Genomic DNA, 20,220 nt, shown 5'->3' on the forward strand with positions numbered 1-20,220 from the left:
AGATTATATTTAGAATTGAATAAGTATGCTTAAAACAGATTTAGATATAGCTGTTATCGGTGGAGGAGCAGCTGGTTTCATGGCAGCGATAACGGCAAAGGAAACACATCCGGAGGCTCGGGTGACCATCTTCGAACGGGCATTGAAGGTGCTAGCAAAGGTGGAGGTGACAGGCGGCGGACGCTGTAATGTGACCAATAGTTTCGCTCGTATCACTGATTTAAAGCAGGCTTATCCACGTGGACACAAGCTGATGAAACGCTTGATGAACACCTTTAATCATGAAGACACTTATCGATGGTTCGAGCAACGGGGCGTTCCCTTGGTGACGCAGGATGATGAGTGCGTCTTTCCGAAGGCGCAGGATTCGCACGTAGTGATGGATTGTTTAACACGACAAGCCACTCGGTTGGGTGTAACCATCTGCTGCCGTTCCCGACTGACAGGACTTACGCAGATGGAGGACGGGCGTTGGCAGTTAGCGTTCCAACAGGGTTCTCACCGCATATTCCAGCGTGTTATCATCACAACAGGCGGTTCGCCGCAGGCACATGGACTAGCTTATCTTGCCGAACTAGGGCATACCATCGAGCCACCAGTGCCCTCTCTCTTCACGTTCAACATACGAGATAAGGCGTTCTGCAACCTCATGGGAACCGTTGTCGACCCTGTTGTGATGTCGATTCCAGGCTCTAAAATGCGCTCCGTGGGCGCTTTGTTGGTCACACACTGGGGTGTTAGCGGTCCTGCCACACTGAAGTTATCATCTTACGCAGCCCGTTTTCTGGCAGAGAAAGACTACCATTCGCCCCTAGCCATCAGTTGGACGGGCGAGAGGAAACGGCAGGAAGTGGAAGAGGAATTGCTCCGTTTGCAGGCACAGAACCCACGGAAACAGATTGGGACATTGCACCCTTTCAGTCTTCCGCAGCGTTTGTGGACTTATGTCATCAGTAAGTTAGGGCTTGAGACATGCAAGCCTTGGGCGGAGATAGGGCGTAAGACGATGAATAGAATCGTCGAGACGCTGACCAACGACCAATATGTTATTGCAGGAAAGGGCACCTTCCGTGACGAATTTGTTACCTGTGGCGGTGTGAGTCTGTCGTCTGTTCATGCGCAAACCCTCGAGAGTAAGCATTGTCCCGGACTGTTCTTTGCAGGTGAAGTGTTGGATGTTGATGCCATAACAGGCGGTTTCAACCTGCAAGCAGCATGGACTATGGGGGTTGTTGTGGGGCGTCAGTAATACGTTGAAAGATGATAGAAAACTTGTGATTTCACAATCTTTTTAGTAACTTCGCATAATCAATTACATCCCACACTATCTCCCTCATTCACCCTCTTAGGCTTCAGGCAGAGTTGAAAGGAGGAACAGGGGCTGGTTAGCGGAGCTTTCTTACAAATAAAAACTATGGGTAGAAATAAGTTTGCAGACAGCGAAATAAAACAGATAGCGAAGCTACTTCGATTGAAGAATGCGGGTAACAGAGCCAAACAAAAGCTTGTTCGGCATGATCTCAGAACGCTATTTGAGTTTAATATATCCGACTTCAATGTGCCTGGTAAGGCTTTCGGTGAAGCCGAACTCTATGAGGCTATCGACCGCGGAGCCATCCAGATACTCGATGATGCTACTATTGCTGATATGAAAGCGAAGCGTGCTCGTGATAAGGAACGCGATAAGGCGGAGGCTGAACGACGTGCGATAGAGTCGGGCGAGATGACCGATTGGAAGCAAGCGATGGCTGAATGGGAGGCCTCCCCAAGCCCCTCCGAAGGAGGGGATGTGCCTAGCGGAAACCAGTTAGATCGTCGTTTCCTATCAAAATAACGCCACCAAATAGGGACAGATGCCCTCGTCTGTCCGCCTGTTCCTCCTTTCCTAACACTCCGTTAGGCGACATCCCCTCCTTTGGAGGGGCTTGGGGAGGCTTTGAGTGAAGTCATTCAATAATATAAGAACAAGTAAATAACAATCCTCATGAGTCCCAATTAGGCGGTAATCCATCACTAACAAGATTTGGAAAAGGCTATCCCTAATTCGCTCCCGTTAGGCAACATCCCCTCCTTCGGAGGGGCTTGGGGAGGCTTTCAGGAGCCTGGTTGGGAATCTTGAAATAGACATTTAATTTATTATGACACTATATCCAAAATTGATAACAGACGCCCTGGAGAAGGTAATCTACCCCGGGACGAAGAAGAATCTCATAGAGAGTGAGATGCTGGCAGATACTCCGAGTATTAATGGAAACAAGGTGAAGCTCACGTTGATATTCCCTCGTGAGACCGATCCGTTCCTCAAGTCGACCCTTAAAGCAGCCGAGGCGCAGATTCACTACTCGGTGGGGAAGGACGTAGAAGTGACCATTGAAACCGAGTTCAAGAGTGCACCTCGCCCAGAGGTGGGCAAGTTGTTGCCACAAGTGAAGAATATCATTGCCGTTAGTTCGGGTAAAGGTGGAGTGGGGAAGAGCACCGTTTCTGCCAATCTAGCTATCGCTTTAGCCCGCTTAGGGTATAAGGTTGGATTGCTCGATACCGACATCTTCGGTCCGAGTATGCCTAAGATGTTCGGTGTAGAAGACGTCCGTCCGTATGGCGTTGAGAAGGATGGTAGACAGCTAATAGAGCCTGTTGAGAAGTATGGCGTGCGGCTTCTTTCCATCGGATTCTTCGTTAATCCCGATACAGCAACGCTGTGGCGAGGAGGTATGGCGACGTCTGCTTTGAAACAACTCATCGCTGATGCCGATTGGGGAGAGCTTGATTATTTCATCCTTGACACGCCTCCTGGGACCAGTGATATCCACTTGACACTGATGCAAACACTATCAATTACAGGTGCAGTGATTGTTTCCACTCCTCAAAGTGTAGCCCTTGCCGATGCGAGAAAAGGCATTGATATGTATCGAAACGACAAGGTTAACATTCCAATCTTAGGCTTGGTAGAGAACATGGCATGGTTTACTCCAGCCGAACTACCGCAGAATAAGTATTATATCTTTGGTAAGGACGGCTGTAAGAACCTAGCGAAAGAACTCAACTGTCCGTTACTTGCACAGATACCAATCGTTCAGAGCATTTGTGAAAACGGCGATAAAGGTACACCAGCAGCCTCTCAAGTGGACACCGTGACCGGTCAGGCGTTCTTGAGTCTGGCGCAATCTGTGGTGACAGTAGTCAACAGACGGAATAAAGAACAAGCCCCAACGAAGATTGTTGAGGTGAAGAATTAAGGCGAGATAACGCCTTTGAAGCATGAAAAAAAGAAAGTCTCACTAAGAAATCTATCGTATATAGAAATCTTAGTGAGACTTTCTTTTATTTCGTTCAGCCCTTACGAAACCCCGATGAAATGCAAGATAGAAGGGGTGAAGAGCGCAGTGAAGATACCATTTAATGTAATTCCAAGACTGGCAAATGCGCCATATTTACTGCTATAAGCCATCGCCGTTGATGCGCCAACAGCGTGAGAAGCAGCGCCCATAGATAGTCCCTGAGCTATCGGACTACGCACATGTCCTATCGCCAAAGCCTTGAATCCAACCAAAGCTCCTATAATACCTGTGATGACAACAACGGCAGCTGTGAGTGAAGGAATACCTCCCAAGCTCTGCGTAACCTCCATTGCTATAGGGGTTGTGACCGACTTACTTGCCATTGACAACACGACAACATCCGATGCACCACATAGTTTGGCAACTGTGACAACACTCACAATTCCAACCAAACAGCCCACTAGCTGCGACAGAACAATGGGCAACCAAAGACGTTTGATAGCGTCTAACTGTAAATAAAGAGGAACCCCTAAGGCTACGACCGCAGGCTTCAACCAGAAGTCAATGAGCTGTGCGTCTTGCTTATACACTTGAAAGGGAACACCCGTTACCTTTAAGTATATAATGATAAGAATGATAGCTATAAGGATGGGATTTAACAGCATCCAGCCTGTCTTCTTTTGTAGTCGTTTGATCAAAAAGAACGTCCCGCAGGTGAGCGTCAGGATAACATATTGATTAGAGAAGATGTCTCGTCCGTCCTGAATGAGGTTCACCGTCTGATTGATGGTTTGGTCTATTGAAATCATAACTTAGCCTCCTTTTCATCCATAATATCCTTTCCTTGCAAGGCTTCAGTCGTGAGAATCTGTTCCTCCTCGGTGTATTCTGCATATTCTTTGAGTATCTCCTTCATCTTTTCCGCCTGCCTCTTATGGGCACGATGATGTAGTAAGTCGAGTGCTATCATTCGACGTTCTAGTTTAATAACAAGCTGGTGCATGTGTCCAGTAACCACTAGAACGAGCACCGTACTGACGATAGTTGCCGTCACAATAGGGAACCACTCCTTCTCAATCAGGTCCAAATAAAGAATCAACGCCACCCCAGGTGGAACGAAGAAGAAGCCCAGATTGGCGATAAGAAGCTCCGATAAGTGTTCAACCCAACTAAGTTTTACCCATCCCAACTTAAGGAATAAGGTGAGAAACAACATACCAATGATACTGGACGGCAGCTTAACTCCTGTCGCCCATACGATAAGCTCTCCCAATGCAAGGCATCCGAAGATAACAAAAAACTGTATTGCCATTTAGAAAAGATGTAATATCAATGACAGCATTTAACGCTGAATAATCATCTGACAGAGTGTCAAAAAGTGGCTGCAAAGGTATATCTTTTTAACCAGTTTATCACTTATCTAGCCCAGAAAGGAGCCTTTGGAGGGCAAATAGATGACATTTATCAAGAAGAAAACGACCATAATCAAAATAAATTGTGTAAGTTTGCAGATATTTTAAAAACGTTTATGTCCCCATCAGAATGACTGAGATTGATAACAATATATCCGATAAGAAACTTCGATTAACCATAAGGATTGGTCGTAATAACATGACCTTCTCCGTTGGAGACCCACAAGAGAATGGTGTCTTGGCATACGAACCTTATGAAATGAATACGGGTATCTCGGTGGCTGCTAACCTTCGGGACGCATTCAGAACATCGGAACTCTTGCAGAGTGGATACAAACGTGTGCTTGTTCAGATGGACTCTCCTGTTATGCTCATGCCCATCGATGAGTATGAAACGCAGGATGTGGAAACGCTTTATTATCACACCTTTCATCACAAGGGGAACGATGAGGTGCTTGCTTACCAACTAAAAGAACTGAATGTGGTAACGGTGTTCTTAATGAATAAAGACTTGAGGCTCGTTATCGAGGATCACTTCGAAGACATACGCATACAACCTTTGATGTGTCCTGTTTGGGCGCATCTCTATCGTAGAACATACGCTGGAGCACGCCGAAAGTTATATGCTTATTTCCATGAAAAGCGTATGGAAGTCTTCAGCTTTCAGCAGAATAGATTTCGTTTTGCCAATACTTACGAAACAGAAAACGCCCAAGACGCCCTCTACTACCTATTATATATATGGAAGTTGACGGGTTTGGATACCCAACAAGACGAACTCTTGCTGATTGGAGATATGCCACAAGCGGAAGTGCTCACCGATGAACTGGCTAAGTATCTGCGCTTCTCTCGCGTGGTGGAGCAGGCGGATGACTTCGCACAACATCATGCCTTGGCAGAAAGAAAGGATATTCCTTACGATATCAAAGCCATCTATCTGGATTAATCAAAACAACGACTTCACAAGAGAACAATACTGCATAACGAATGAGAATCATAACGGGAAAATATAAGGGAAGGCACTTTGACATCCCTCGCACATTCAAGGCACGACCCACAACGGACTTTGCTAAAGAGAATATATTTAATGTTGTCAATGGTTATCTGGACTGGGATGAGACGGTGGCACTCGATCTCTTTGCGGGTACGGGGAGCATTTCTCTGGAATTACTATCGCGTGGCTGCAAGGAAGTAGTTAGTGTGGAAAAGGACAGAGACCATGCTCGTTTCATCGCACAGTGCATGGAGAAGATAGGTGCCGATGAACATGTATTGATCAAGGGCGACGTCTTCCGATTCATAAAGGGCTGTCATCAGCAATTCGATTTCATCTTTGCTGACCCTCCTTATGCCCTCCCTGAGCTGCCAACCATCCCTGATCTCATCTTCTCGCAAGACCTTCTTGCGCCCGATGGACTCTTCGTTTTTGAGCATGGAAAGCATAACGACTTCTCGTCACACCCCCATTTTCTGGAGCACCGAAGCTATGGTAGCGTTAATTTCACGCTGTTTAAAGCCTCCCCAAGCCCCTCCGAAGGAGGGGATGTTGCCTAACGGGAGCGAGTTAGGGGAGGCTTTTCTTTAATTCAAAATTCAAAGTTCACAATTCAAAATTATGATTAGTTCTGTTTGATATAAGGCTGTGCCAGAATGCCCGTGTAATATAGTTTCTGTGTAGCGAGGCTGTGCCTCGTTAGCTGGAACAGAAGAACTAAAAACAAGGAAACGCCTTCTTCATTTTGAAAAGGGCGTTTCTTCGTATCCAAGAGAGCCTCTCCTTGCATCAAAGAGACGCCCCCTTCATTTGCAAACAATTGTTTTCACTCCCCTCTCCATTCGGAGAGGGGTCGGGGGTGAGGCTGTAGTTGGTTGGGGGTGAGGCTGGTTGTGGCTGGTGGTAAGCCTGTTTCTTCCATATTGAAATATTCCTTTTACATGATAGAAACACAATTTTATGTGTACCTTTGTAGCCTCAATTAGAAATCAATTCAGTATTATGTCTATAAAAACGAAGCTACAAGGACTATCTTTCAGAACGGGTACTATCGTTCTTCTGATGTGTATTCCGTTCTATATCATCTCCTTTGCTCAAATGCTTTTACCCCTCTCAACGAGTGCAAAAGGTGTGTTATGGGCAGTGTTCTTCGGCATTGCGAAGCTGTTTCAATATAGTGGAATTACCATCTTAGGCGTGGAGGGCTACAAGCGACTGAAGCGCAGACTGAGACGCAAGCATGTTAAGGGAGGAAGGATTAAATTGGTGATTTTCGACTTTGATGGTACGCTTGGCGACTCGCAGAAACTCATTACTGACACCATGCTTGCCACTGTTGACGAACTCGGACTGCCCTCTCCAACACGTGAGCAATTCGCTAGTACCATCGGACTTCCGCTCCGTGAGTGCTTCACGAGTATAATGACCTTGACCGATGAGGAGGCTGACAAGTGTGAGGAAACCTACCGCCGTATCTTCGACGAGAAGAATGTTAAGGGGGCTGTGACGCTATTTCCTGGGGTGAAGGAAACGCTAGAACGATTGCATGAAAAGGGTTTCCTTATGTCGATTGCCAGTAGTCGTTGCCATCGAACATTGTCTAGTTTGGTGGACGACCTAGGGCTTAGTCCTTACATCCAGTACGTTGTTGGTTCGGATGATGTGCAACATCATAAACCCAATGCAGAGTCCGTTTTAGTTACTTTGGAGCATTTCGATGTCCGTCCCGAGGCAACAGTTGTCGTGGGCGATACCGAGTTTGACATCCTTATGGGGTGCCATGCTGGTGTGCATACCATCGGTGTCAGTTATGGAAATGGGAGTCGTGAGAGTCTCGAAAAGGCAGGTGCTGAACGAGTGATAAGCGACATCAAGCAGCTTGAGCGGTATCTTATGGCGAACAATTTGCTCCCAGTGGTGGCCCTAAACAGTACTGGAAATTAGGTAGAAAAATACTATCTGCAGTCAGCGAAACCCTTGTCTTTCAGATATGAAGCGGCATTCAAAACAGCTTTAAAAGCCTGGAAAGATAAGAGAAAAGTGATATTTTTTCCAATATTATTTGGTAGTTCGGATAAAAAGTAGTACCTTTGCACACGCAATTCAGGATAGATACTAACATAGTTAGTGAGTTTCTCTGGTTAATATCGCGGGTTGGAGCAGTTGGTAGCTCGCCAGGCTCATAACCTGGAGGTCGCATGTTCGAGTCCTGCACCCGCAACTTTTCATCGCTTAGGAATCCTCATTCGAGGGTTCCTAAGTTTGTTTTTGGAATTAAGGAAACAGCCTCTCCCCCAACCCCTCTCCGAATGGAGAGGGGAGTGAACACTACTAGTAGGATGTGAGAGGATGGTAAGTGGGAATAGAGGTAATTGTGTTTTGGAATTAAGGAAACAGCCTCACCCCCGTCCCCTCTCCGAATGGAGAGGGGAGTGAACACTGCTAGTAGGATGTGAGAGGATGGTAAGTAGGAATAGAGGTAATTGTGTTTTGGAATTAAGGAAACGCCCTTCTCGTTTGGAGAAGGGCGTTTCTTCGTTATGAAGAGAGCCTTTCTTCACACCAACGAAACTCCCCCTTTATTTGCAAACAATAGTTTTCACTCCCCTCTCCATTCGGAGAGGGGTTGGGGGAGAGGCTTTCCTTCATTTGCAAACAATGGTTTTCACTCCCCTCTCCATTCGGAGAGGGGGCGGGGGAGAGGCTGTAGATGGGTTGTAGGGAGGCTTTTTCTTGAATAAAAATAACGCCTCCGATTTATGTACACACACACTTCTAAGGGTGGAGATAGTTACGAATTGAAACTTGTATTGTGTACACTCTTCATTAAAAAAAAGTGCATATAGTTGCAGTAAAAACGCATTATTAGATTATAAATATTAATGTTTTAAACAAAAGTAAGTGCTGATTGTAATTTTTTATGTGAATCTCTTGCATTTAATCTAAACATTCCCTAAATTTGTAGACATAGGTTCTGTCAATGTTTAAAAGGCACGATTACATAACAAATTGTTACTTGTTATATATATAATAAGGTGTCCTGCACAAAGACAGATGACACAAAGAAGTGTTTGAGAAGACTATTTTCTGTCAGTGTACAGAGTTGACGTAATGAAAGAAAGTATCACTATATAAAATTCAGTTAAGTAAAAGAGATCTATGGAAAAAAGATTCGCTTTATTTTTGTTCGGGCTATTGCTGTCCATCGGCACAGCGTTTGGTCAGACAAGAATCAATGGTATCGTAGTTTCTCAGGACGATGGTCAAGGGGTCATCGGAGCCTCTGTCATGGTACAGGGCACGACGACTGGAACTGTTACCGATATAGACGGTAAGTTCTCACTTGACGTTCCTGCAGGCAAGAAACTCGTAGTTAGTTACATTGGAATGACCACTCAGACCGTCACACCTAAGGATGGTATGAAGGTCACACTGACCAATGATAACCACCAACTCACGGAGGTTGTCGTTACAGGTATGACCCAACAGGACAAGAGATTATTCTCTGGTGCAGCTACAAAGATTGATGCTTCGAAGGCAAAACTCGATGGTGTGGCTGATGTGAGTCGCTCTTTGGAGGGTCGTGCAGCAGGTGTCAGCGTTCAAAACGTGTCTGGTACCTTTGGTACGGCACCAAAGATTCGTGTGCGTGGTGCCACTTCTATCTATGGATCTTCTAAACCACTTTGGGTTGTAGATGGCGTCATCATGGACGATGTAGCCGAGGTGAATGCCGACAATCTATCATCAGGTGATGCTGCAACATTGATTTCTTCGGCTATTGCAGGGCTCAATGCAGATGACATCGAGAGCTTCCAGATATTGAAGGATGGTTCTGCCACCTCTATATATGGTGCACGTGCAATGGGTGGCGTCATCGTAGTTACGACCAAAAAAGGTAAAGCAGGAAGTAACCGAATAAGCTACACTGGCGAGTATACTATGCGTCTTCGTCCTAGTTACTCACAGTTTAATATCATGAACTCACAGGAGCAGATGGGTGTTTACAAAGAGATGGCTGCGGACGGATTGTTCTCCTTCTCTCGTACACTTCGTGCTGCCACAAGTGGTATCTATGGTAAGATGTACAATCTCATCAACAGCTACAACGCAAGTACGGGCAAGTTTGGTCTTGCCAACACAGAGGATGCTATGAATGCTTACCTGCGTGAGGCGGAGATGAGAAACACTAACTGGTTTGACGAGTTGTTTACTAACTCGGTTTCAATGAACCACTCTGTCTCTATGTCTTCAGGTACTGACAAGGCTCAATACTACACCTCTTTCTCATTCATGGATGACCCAGGATGGACCGAGCAGAGCAAGGTTAGACGTATGACATATTCAATTAATGCGAACTACAATATCAATAAGAAGGTGTCGTTAAACCTAATTGGTAACACCTCATATCGTAAGCAACGCGCCCCAGGATCATTCAATCAAGAGGTCGACCCAACGTCTGGTGCGGTGAGTCGAAACTTCGATATCAACCCGTTCTCATACGCAATGAATGCTTCACGAGCATTGGATCCAGAGGCATATTACGTACGTAATTATGCTCCATTCAACATCCATAACGAGCTTAACAACAACTTCCTCGATTTTGATGTGCTCGATATGAAGGTGCAAGCAGAGTTGAAGTATAAGCCTATCACTAAACTTACACTTGCCGTACTCGGTGCTTATAAGTTCTCTACAACGACGCAGGCTTCACAGGTTCGCGAGCGTTCTAACATGGCAATGGCTTATCGTGCAATGGACGATGCCACTATTCGTGACAACAATCCATGGCTCTATCAAGACCCTGACCTACCTAACTCTCTGAAGTACTCAGTGCTTCCTCAGGGTGGTTTCTACAATGAGACAAAGTACAAGATGAACAGTTGGGACTTCCGTGCAACGGCTAGTTACAATGATGTCTTTAATGATCGTCACATTGTAAACCTATATGGTGGTATGGAAGTCAACAACATTGTTCGTAAACAAAGTGCTTACGATGGTGTCGGCATGCAGTATGATATGGGTTATCTTCCTAGTTACGACTACCACTACTTCAAGCAGGCAGTGGAAGATGGTAACCTCTATTACCAGTTGAGCAACAGCTATATGCGTGACGTTTCATTCTTTGGTACAGCTAACTACTCGTGGAAAGGACGCTATGCAGCTAACTTCACCACCCGTTACGAGGGTAGTAACCGATTGGGTAAGGCACGTTCTGCACGTTGGTTGCCTACTTGGAACATATCAGGAGTATGGAACGTACATGAGGAACCATGGTTCCAACAGACATTCAAGAACTCTTTGACTCACGCTACTCTTCGTGCATCTTACTCATTGACAGGTGATAAGCCAGCTATTACCAACTCACAGGTAATTATCCGCAGTACCAACATCTGGCGTCCATTCGCTGTCGATCAGGAGTCAGGTTTATATATCAGTCAGTTCTCAAATAAGGATTTGACCTATGAGAAGAAGCATGAGTTTAACATTGGTGCAGACCTTGGTTTCTTCAATAACCGCTTGAATGTAGTCTTCGATTGGTACACTCGTAACAACTACGACCTCATTGGTCCACGTACAACTAATGGTACAAAGGGTTCAATCATAGAGTATGCTAACGTTGCATCTATGAAGTCTCATGGTGAAGAACTATCTATTTCAAGCAAGAACATATTGAAGAAGAACTTCCAATGGAGCACCGACTTCATCTTCTCACACGTAAAGACTGAGGTGACATCACTCGATAGTCGTTCACGTATTATGTCGATGGTTTCAGGTACAGGATTTACCATGGTGGGTTATCCTTATCGTGCTCTTTTCTCTTTCGACTTCAAAGGTTTGAATAAAGATGGTATCCCTCAGGTAATCAATCAAGATGGTAAATTGACTACAAGTGACGTTGACTTCCAGAGTTATGACCTCACTCACTTGAAGTATGAAGGCCCAACTGACCCAACCGTTACAGGTTCTTTGAATAATACCTTTAGTTATAAGGGATGGCACTTGAGCTTCTTTATGACCTATGCCTTTGGTAATAAGGTTCGTTTGGATCCGTTCTTTAGCACAAGCTATAGCGATATGTTGGCTATGCCTAAGGAGTTCCGCAACCGTTGGACAGAGGCTGGTGATGAGAAGAAAACCACTATCCCTGCTATTGCTGACCTACGTACACAACAGCAGGATGGTTACCTCAATCGTGCTTATAACGCTTATAACTATTCGAACGAGCGTATTGCAAAGGGCGACTTCATCCGTATGAAGGAGATTTCACTATCGTATGACTTCCCTGCACAACTGATTCGTCACTTGTCATTGAGTGCGCTCAGTTTGAAGCTCCAAGCAACCAATCTCTTCCTTATCTACACTGATAAGAAGCTCAACGGACAAGACCCAGAGTTTATGAATGCAGGTGGTGTGGCTCTTCCAACACCTCGTCAGTTCACCTTGACATTGCGTCTTGGCATCTAACACATTATTATATATAGACAAGAACATGAAGAATTTAAATATACTGCTTGCTGGATTAGGGCTTATTGCCCTATCCTCTTGCAACGACTTCCTAGATAAGTTGCCTGATGATCGAGCAGAGGTTAATACCTTTGAGAAAGCAAAGAAGCTCGTAGCTTCAGCCTATGCAGAGGGTTCTCCAGCCTTTCTAATGGAATGGAGTAGCGATAACGTCATGGACAATGGTAAGACTTTCTTGTATCAAACGAACCAAAGTGAAGTCTATCGCTGGAAGCCTGTTACGACCACAGAAAATGATGATCCACGCAGCGTGTGGAATAATTCTTACCTCGCAGTAGGGCATGCCAACGAGGTGTTAGCAAGCCTTAGTAAGGTGAAAGATCGCGATCCTTCACCAGTACGTGCTGAAGCCTTGCTGTGCAGAGCATGGACAATGTTCCGCCTTTCAAACATCTTCTGTATGGCATACGATGGTACGAAAGCCGACCAATACTTAGGTCTCCCTTATCCAAAGGAGCCTGGAGTATCTGTTAACGAACGCGGAACTTTGAAGCAACTATACGAGAATATCAATGCAGACATTGAAGAAGCTCTGCCGTTACTGGACGATAGTTACTTGACAGCTCCTAAGTATCACTTCAACAGTCGTGCGGCTTATGCCTTCGCAGCTCGCTTCAATCTCTATTATGGACAGTGGCAGAAAGCAATCGATTATGCTACTAAGGCGTTGGGTTCAACATCGTCAGCTGATTTGCGTAATTGGGCACATTATAAGACACTCAGTGGTTCGATAGATATCCACAATGCCTACATTAGTTCGAGTGAGAAGGCTAATTACATGCTTCAAACAGCTTACTCTTCATTGGGACGGTTGATCAGCTCGGGTGCACTCCGCTTCAACTTCGCACAGTTATTGGTAGAGAAAGAACTCTTCTGGGCACCTATGCCATGGGGTAGAGGTTCACAGAATAACACGCTGTATCAGTCTCGTATGCTCTATGGTAATACACAGCTTACGTTCTTCCCAAAGATTATGTCCGAGATACAGTACACCAATGCAGCAAAGACGACAGGCTATGTCCATAGTTTGGATGCAGTGTTGACGGCTGATGAAACGCTATTGGTACGTGCAGAAGCAGAGATCTTGTTGAAGAATTACACAGCAGCTTTGGCTGATATGAATGCGTGGGTTGTATCACACACAGAGGAGACTGTGGGTTCTGCAACACGTCCTACTCTGACCGAGGCATCAATCAACAGCTTCTTTAATGGGCTTTCAACAGTTCCTGCAAAGGTGATGATGGATGCACAGATGGGTGTAAAGAAACCATTACATCCACAAGGATTTAGCGTAGAAGATGGCACACAGACCAATATGCTTTACGCCCTCTTACAGATGCGTCGTATAGAGACTTGGCAGCAGGGATTGCGTTTCCAGGATATTAAACGCTATGGTATTGAGATTACGCACCGCATAGATGGTGAAGATCCAATCTATTTCGTGGCTGGCGATTTACGTGGTGCTATACAGTTGCCATCCGATGTTATCAATAGTGGACTACAAGCTAATCCACGTAACTAAACGATGAAGGAGGTAATATAATATGAAGAATATAAAGTTAATGCTTATAGCAGCTGTACTCGTGCTAACGGCTGTCGCTTGTTCAAACGATGACGTTGATAAGGGGAATTCAATATTCCCTACAAAGACAGCGGAGCATCAGAACGATTTTGATAAGTGGTTGTATAAAAATTACACCGAGCCTTACAATATTAGATTTAATTACAAGTACGTTGACCAGAACTCCAATCTTAGCTATAACGTGACGCCTGCTGAGCTGAAACGTTCTATCGCTTTGGCAAAGATCATCAAGCATGTTTGGTTGGACGCATATACCGAGTTAATGGGACCAACGTTCTTGAAAGAACATTGTTTCCGTGAGTTTCAGCTCATTGGATCCGCTCAGTACAATGGTCAAGGATCAATTACCTTGGGTTTTGCAGAGGGTGGTGTACGTGTGAACTTGTTCCAGGTTAACAACCTTGACTTCAATAACCTCTATATTGAGGAGCATGACCCTTATAACACATCGGGCGTCTTTGATTTGAATTTCTCATACTTCCACACAATGCACCATGAGTTTGCTCATATCCTAACGCAGCTCAAGAACTATTCAACAGACTTCCGTACGATTTCTCAGGGCAAGTATCATTCATCTGACTGGGTCAATGTCAGCAATCTGAAATCAGGTGCAGAAGGATTCGTTACAGGCTATGCCAGTGGTGAATATAACGAGGACTTTGCTGAGGTATTCGCATGTTATGTGACCGATACAGACGAGATGTGGCAGAAGAGATTGGCACAGGCTGTAACCGCAGCAGGTGGTAAAGAAGATGGAAAGAATGCTATTCTCGCTAAGTTATCATTGATTCGCAGTTACCTAATGGACTCTTGGGGCGTTGATATTGATAAGTTACGTAAGATTGTATTAAGGCGTGAGGGCGAGATAAGTAGCTTGGATCTTGAAACATTAAATTAAGAGATTTAGATTATGAAGAAGTTATATAGTTTATTATTTGCACTGACATCAATACTGCTGCTAGGTGCTTGTACACCTGAAGTAGATAGTGTCTTTGACAAGTCTTCTGCGAATCGTATAGCTGAATCAATCAGTAATACAAAGGCGATTTTGGCCTCTGCTCCTAATGGATGGAGAATGGCTTATTATGGTGCTGAGCAGTATGGTGGATACAACATATTCTGTAAGTTCGATACGGCGGAGAATGTGAAAGTGATGGAAGAAACCGATATGTCGGAAGCTGAGTCACATTATACTGTAAGTCAGTCTCAGGGTGTTCAGCTCTCATTTGACACTTTCAATAAAGCCTTCCACAAATTCTCTGATCCTGTTGGAAAGCTCGATGGCTATCAAGTAGGGCAGGCTGGTAAAGGTTTCGAAGGCGACTTTGAGTTCCGTGTGTTGTCTTACTCAAAGGATAGTATTGTTCTTCAAGGTAAGAAGGGAGAGGCTCGTATCGTCATGACACCTGTGCCTGAGAATCAAACATGGAGTGATTACATCGCTGATGCACACTATATGAAGACGTTGATGACCTCTGATCGCTATCGTCTTGTTCTAGGAAATGACACTTTAAAAGCCATTAAGACGGATTATAATGTCATTGCGGTAACAGATACAAATGGTGTTGTTATCGACCTTCCATTCATCTATACCAATAAAGGAATGGACTTGCTTACACCAAAGAAAGTGCATGATAAGATCGTAAGGAACTTCACTTACTCTGAAAATGACAAGTGGGCGGACAGAAACGACAATACCGTTATGCTCATGCCATACTATCCTTCACCAGTGGAAGCGCTTATCTCTGGTCAATGGACAGTCAATTTGACTGAAACAAACTCCCAGACTGTAGATGTATGGAAGACTGTAAATGCTTATGCAAGTGCTATTTCTGGTAATAGGTACCCGTTCCGAAGTCTGTTCATCGGTACTTATGATGGTGATGAAGTATTCACTATTGGTGCTGTGTTTGGTCAAGCTGGAGGTCGAGTAGTATATGATTACGAGATAAATGACGATAATCACATTACGTTCATAGGCACTAATGAGCCAGCAACAGCCAAGTTGAATGGAGCACAAAACAATAACTATAGTGCCTTTAAGCGGTTATTCCGCTTTGATGATGTACTCGTTCGCTTCAAACTGAATGGTTTGGAAACAGCTTATGAGGTATCGCTCAATGATCCAAAGAACCCAACGAAGATAACATTAACATCTGTTTTGGATCCTACCTACAAGCTAGTCTTTAATAAGGGAATTAGTCTTGTCAACTTTAATTAAGAACGAATTGAGATGGAATTAATAGGGTATTCATAGATAAATAAGCAGAGAGGAGGTACGTTGCTAGATGCGGCGTGCCTCTTCTTGCTACTATCCTTACCTATTCCTAATCAGTAAATAGCAGTCTAAATGCCGCTTAATAACATAAGAGGAAATATACAAGAGATGAACTAATTAATAATCAATAAAAATAAATAGTATGAGGAAATTATACTCTATTATGCTATTGGCTGTCATGTTACTCCTGTCTGTTAACACCTTTGCACAAGGTGAAGACAATAAGGAGACAGCCATAACAGTTAACGTGGATGACGTTAGTCGCGTGGCAGTACGTGTCAATTATGGTCAGCCACTAGACTTACAAAATGGTGAGAATACTGTGAAGGTACCACAGTATGGATCGATTCAGATTGAGGCAAAAACAGGTTGCTTCCTTTTAGGAGTGACGAGAAGTAAGCTTGGAGAAGACCCTGTTGACCAGCCTATCAGCTATCATAAGAGCTGCTCAATCTATGTTGCCAACCTTGATGCTGGTATATCTGTAGATGTAGAGTCAGGTACTTTTGAAGAGTATCGTGATGTATCCTTTACATTGAAAGTGGATGATGCCTCAAAGGTTCGTGCTAGCTTGGCTGAAACCCAAACAAGCCTCTCTTTGCAGAATGGTGATAACTCTATTAAATTCGTAGATCAACTTGAAAACACACTTATGATAGGTTCTGCTAGCTATGGCGGGGCACCTATATATAAGGTGACACAAGATGGTAAGGATATTCCAAGTAATGATGGTGAATATCGTGTGACGCTCACTCCTAATACAGTTGTCAGTGTTCAAGCTAATTACCCAGATGTTGATTGCCCTGTAAAGTTCAACTTCTCCGATGAAGCGATTAAGGGAGTTCTATCCAAGGTGATGGTCGATGGACAAGAAGTTAATAATTACCTTGCTAGCAACTTCACAGTGAAAGCAGGTAAGAAGATTAGTTTGAACTTCAATACTAACGATTACGCATTAGACGAACTAAAGGTTAATGGTAAGAAAATCACCATCTATGGAATCTCTTACGATTACCTTGTTGCAGACGAGACCACTATTGACGTGAAGGCACATAAGTATGCTATGCTTCACGCAAAAGTATCTGTTGACACTCCTGCGAATATCACTCTCTATCGTGGACAAAGCTATCAAAATAAGGTAGTCAGCCTTGTTGCAGGCGAAAACAACATCGAGTTTGGTGAGCGCAATAAGTATTTTGAGTTAAAACCAGTTTCTGGTTGTAAGATTAATAGTGTCAAGATTGATGGCATTCCACAATCTGCTAGCTATGACGGATCTTATCAGTTGAATCTGACCGATGGTGCAAATGTTGAGATCAAGACCTCTAAGATTGTAAGAGATAAGAAGGCAACCATTGTTATTGATGACCTTTCTGCAAGTCCTTATGGCTTCAACTTCGAACGAGCTGATCACTCCACAATCACCATGAATACAGGTGATAACACTCTCATGTTCACATCTGATGACAATCCATTCCGCTTCTCTGCCTATGGAGCAGACGCCAATACGATGGTTGTAAAACTCAATGGTCAGAAGGTTGAAAGTGCTTATCCTAATAGTACTTCATATGAGGTAACATTGCAGGATGGCGATCGCTTAGAGATTAATATTAAGGGAGATCCAACTGGAATTGAGGCTGTTCGCCAATCAGCAAACGGCAAGAACGAAGTTTATCGTTTGGATGGAACACGTGTAAATGAGACCAAGTTGCCACGTGGAATATATATTATCAATGGTAAGAAAGTTATAATCAAATAATTGATGAAAAAGTTTTTATTAACCATTTTAAGCCTTGGTTTGGCTTGGACTGCACATGGTCAGTCCAAGCTCGACCTACAGAGTCAGATGGAGTTATTACGTATGCGCAATACCTCTATACCTACTTACAATACTCGGACACGTGCTTATGAGCCCCAAACATCGTTGCCAAAAGGAACCATGGCAATGGTTGAGTTTAAGGGAAATGATGCTTTGCAAAAACTCGAAGAAGAAGGTGTAAAGGTGCTCCGTGTGCGTGGTAACATCGCAATTGTCTCTTTGCCTGTTTCTGATGTAGAGCGTGTTGCAAGTCTGAAGTGCGTTTCTCGCATGGAACTCCCACGTCGCGTGTATCAGAAGATGGATGTTGTTCGTAAGGAGATAGGTGTCGACAAGATTCATCAAGGGCTCGACCTCCCACAGGCTTACACTGGTAAAGGCGTTGTGACGGGTATCGTTGATGGAAGTATTGAGGCTAACCATATCAACTTTCTCAAGTCTGATGGCACCACACGTTTCGGTTACATCAGTAAGATAACAAAGTCAACAGCCACAAAGGAAGGCTACCTTTATCAGAATTATTATCCACAGGCTGTGATGGACACTATGGCGCACAAGGATGAGACTTATTCGATAGAGAAGGACTTTACAACCGACTCTGAAAAGAGCTTCCATGGCACTCATACTACTGGAATCATGGCTGGTGGCTATAGAGGAAACATCACTTATGCCCAGAGAGTGACTGATCAAACATCCAAGCAAGTGGTTGGTCCGAATCCATTCTACGGCTGTGCGCCCGAATCCGAGCTTGTTGCTTCATGCGGCGACTTGCAAGATATGTTTATCGCAATGGGTGTTGACGACATTGTCAACTATGCGAAGCTGTCTGGCAAAGAGCCTAAACCTTGCGTTATCAACCTTTCTTTAGGTAGTAACGTTGGTGCTCACGACTCTACAAGTGTGATGAATAAGTTCCTTGCAGAGTGTGGTAAGGATGTAATCATCTGTGTGGCAGCAGGTAATGAGGCTACTTATCCTGTGGCATATACGGCTAAGTTCGATCAACCGGGGCAAATCAAGCAAACTCTCATACGTCCAATGTCAGAGGGAGAGTTTAAGATGACGAGCAAAACCTACTATAACTTGCGCAACGGACAAGTAGCAGTTTATAGTCAGGACTCCACTGAGTTCGAGATGCAAGTCATCATCTACAATGGTTTAACAAAGGGTATTGCTAAGCGATACACTGTTAAGAACAATACTAATGGTCAGCCCGTTACCATCTCATCAGGTGGTGACTATGCTATTAGTGGAGCTTCCACAGATGCTGCCTTTGCAAAGGCTTTCGACGGATATATCGGTCTTGCGTCAATGAAAGACCCTGAAACGGGTCGTTATTACGCCCTGGCTCAGTTCCTGACCAGCGACAATCAAGTCACAAATAAGGATGGGCATTACAAGCTCGGACTCTTGTTTAAGAGCAAGAAAGCTGATCAGCGCATTGATGCCTATGGTGATGCACAGTTTATTTACTTCGATAACTATGATATAAAGAAGTTCGACAAAGGTTCGCGCAATGGCTCAATTAGTGATATGGCATGTGCCAAGAATGTTATTAGCGTGGGCAGTTACAATGTTCGCAAACACTGGCCTAGCCTCGACGGATGGGTCTATGGATATAATGTAAAGGATGGTATCGATGAGTATCCAGATGGACAAGCCACTCGATTCTCATCTTATGGCACTATTGCTGACGGCAGAAGCCTACCTAATATATGTGCACCTGGTGCAGCAGCTATCATCTCTTCTTACAATGGCTACTTCGTTGACGATCCTGCCAATGGTGTTACTGATGCCGGACTACAGGGTAAGTTGAAGAAAGGGAACAAGACTTATTACTGGGCGCAGACGTTAGGTACATCTATGGCAACGCCTGTTGTAGCAGGTTCCATTGCTCTTTGGCTTCAAGCTAATCCTAGATTGAAGTACGCGGATGTGTTCCGTATCATCCAGAAGACTGCCGTTAAGGACGATAAAGTGCTCCATACAGGCGATCCTGTACAGTGGGGTGCGGGCAAGTTCAACGCCTATGATGGATTAAAAGAGGTGTTGCGTGAGATGGCAGCAGGTATTGATGGTGTGAAGACAGTGGTTGAGAAGACAGAACCTGTTATCACCATGACTGGCGACCGTTCATTCCGTGTATTCCTCGCAGGGGCTAAGCAGTTTGGTCTGCGCGTCTATACCGTCTCTGGACAGCTTGTTCATACACAGCAGTGTGTGGGCGATGAGGCTGATGTTAACGCCGCTTCATGGGGCAAGGGTGTGTACCTTGTACAAGTAGCAGGCGGAGTTTCAAAACGAATTATCATTTATTAATCTATTC

Annotated in this window: 14 protein-coding genes and 1 tRNA gene; 13 read left to right on the forward strand and 2 right to left on the reverse strand. The window is 44.4% G+C overall.

From position 1 onward, the window contains the following. Positions 1–25 precede the first annotated feature (25 nt). The 3 genes from O3603_RS10095 to O3603_RS10105 all read left to right on the forward strand — a co-directional run bounded on the left by O3603_RS10095 (position 26) and on the right by O3603_RS10105 (position 3,239). Positions 26–1,249 (forward strand): NAD(P)/FAD-dependent oxidoreductase, encoded by a 1,224-nt coding sequence (locus tag O3603_RS10095; protein WP_371522612.1) that lies wholly within the window; start codon positions 26–28, stop codon positions 1,247–1,249. 165 nt (positions 1,250–1,414) lie between these two features. Continuing rightward, positions 1,415–1,834: a hypothetical protein gene (locus O3603_RS10100; protein WP_371522614.1), complete on the forward strand. Its 420-nt coding sequence runs from the start codon at positions 1,415–1,417 to the stop codon at positions 1,832–1,834. A gap of 304 nt (positions 1,835–2,138) precedes the next feature. Continuing rightward, complete coding sequence (locus O3603_RS10105; RefSeq protein WP_009435303.1) at positions 2,139–3,239, forward strand: Mrp/NBP35 family ATP-binding protein; 1,101 nt, start codon at positions 2,139–2,141, stop codon at positions 3,237–3,239. 101 nt (positions 3,240–3,340) lie between these two features. On the opposite strand, the gene O3603_RS10110 is transcribed toward O3603_RS10105, so the two are convergent. Further along, on the reverse strand, positions 3,341–4,090 hold the full coding sequence (locus O3603_RS10110; protein ID WP_009435308.1) for an LrgB family protein: 750 nt from the start codon (positions 4,088–4,090) through the stop codon (positions 3,341–3,343). After that, positions 4,087–4,593: a CidA/LrgA family protein gene (locus tag O3603_RS10115; protein ID WP_155716697.1), complete on the reverse strand. Its 507-nt coding sequence runs from the start codon at positions 4,591–4,593 to the stop codon at positions 4,087–4,089. The genes O3603_RS10110 and O3603_RS10115 overlap by 4 nt, the downstream gene beginning before the upstream one ends. 230 nt (positions 4,594–4,823) lie before the next feature. On the opposite strand from O3603_RS10115, the gene O3603_RS10120 reads away from it, so the two are divergent. The 10 genes from O3603_RS10120 (at position 4,824) to O3603_RS10165 (ending at position 20,213) form a co-directional block, all read left to right on the forward strand. Beyond that, positions 4,824–5,639 carry a DUF3822 family protein gene (locus tag O3603_RS10120; protein ID WP_371522616.1) on the forward strand — a complete coding sequence of 272 codons (816 nt, stop codon included), beginning with the start codon at positions 4,824–4,826 and terminating at the stop codon, positions 5,637–5,639. Positions 5,640–5,680: 41 nt separating this feature from the next. Beyond that, on the forward strand, positions 5,681–6,247 hold the full coding sequence (locus O3603_RS10125; protein WP_287316781.1) for an RsmD family RNA methyltransferase: 567 nt from the start codon (positions 5,681–5,683) through the stop codon (positions 6,245–6,247). A 442-nt stretch (positions 6,248–6,689) separates the two neighbouring features. Further along, positions 6,690–7,631, forward strand: a complete 942-nt coding sequence (locus O3603_RS10130; protein ID WP_371522618.1) for an HAD family hydrolase — start codon at positions 6,690–6,692, stop codon at positions 7,629–7,631. 204 nt (positions 7,632–7,835) lie between these two features. Then, positions 7,836–7,908, forward strand: a tRNA-Met gene (locus O3603_RS10135). Between the two features lie 938 nt (positions 7,909–8,846). Further along, on the forward strand, positions 8,847–12,155 hold the full coding sequence (locus tag O3603_RS10140) for a SusC/RagA family TonB-linked outer membrane protein (protein WP_371522620.1): 3,309 nt from the start codon (positions 8,847–8,849) through the stop codon (positions 12,153–12,155). A gap of 25 nt (positions 12,156–12,180) precedes the next feature. Then, entirely contained in the window at positions 12,181–13,737 is a 1,557-nt protein-coding gene (locus O3603_RS10145; protein ID WP_273540576.1) for a RagB/SusD family nutrient uptake outer membrane protein, read from the forward strand. 22 nt (positions 13,738–13,759) lie between these two features. Beyond that, positions 13,760–14,695 carry a putative zinc-binding metallopeptidase gene (locus O3603_RS10150; RefSeq protein ID WP_273540574.1) on the forward strand — a complete coding sequence of 312 codons (936 nt, stop codon included), beginning with the start codon at positions 13,760–13,762 and terminating at the stop codon, positions 14,693–14,695. 12 nt (positions 14,696–14,707) lie between these two features. After that, complete coding sequence (locus O3603_RS10155) at positions 14,708–16,018, forward strand: DUF4302 domain-containing protein (RefSeq protein ID WP_371522622.1); 1,311 nt, start codon at positions 14,708–14,710, stop codon at positions 16,016–16,018. Between the two features lie 199 nt (positions 16,019–16,217). Further along, entirely contained in the window at positions 16,218–17,834 is a 1,617-nt protein-coding gene (locus tag O3603_RS10160) for a hypothetical protein (protein WP_371522624.1), read from the forward strand. A 3-nt stretch (positions 17,835–17,837) separates the two neighbouring features. After that, entirely contained in the window at positions 17,838–20,213 is a 2,376-nt protein-coding gene (locus tag O3603_RS10165) for a S8 family serine peptidase (protein WP_371522626.1), read from the forward strand. The last annotated feature ends 7 nt before the right edge of the window (positions 20,214–20,220 follow it).

This window comes from Prevotella sp. 20925_1_30 (assembly GCF_041433025.1).
Classification (GTDB): domain Bacteria; phylum Bacteroidota; class Bacteroidia; order Bacteroidales; family Bacteroidaceae; genus Prevotella; species Prevotella vespertina.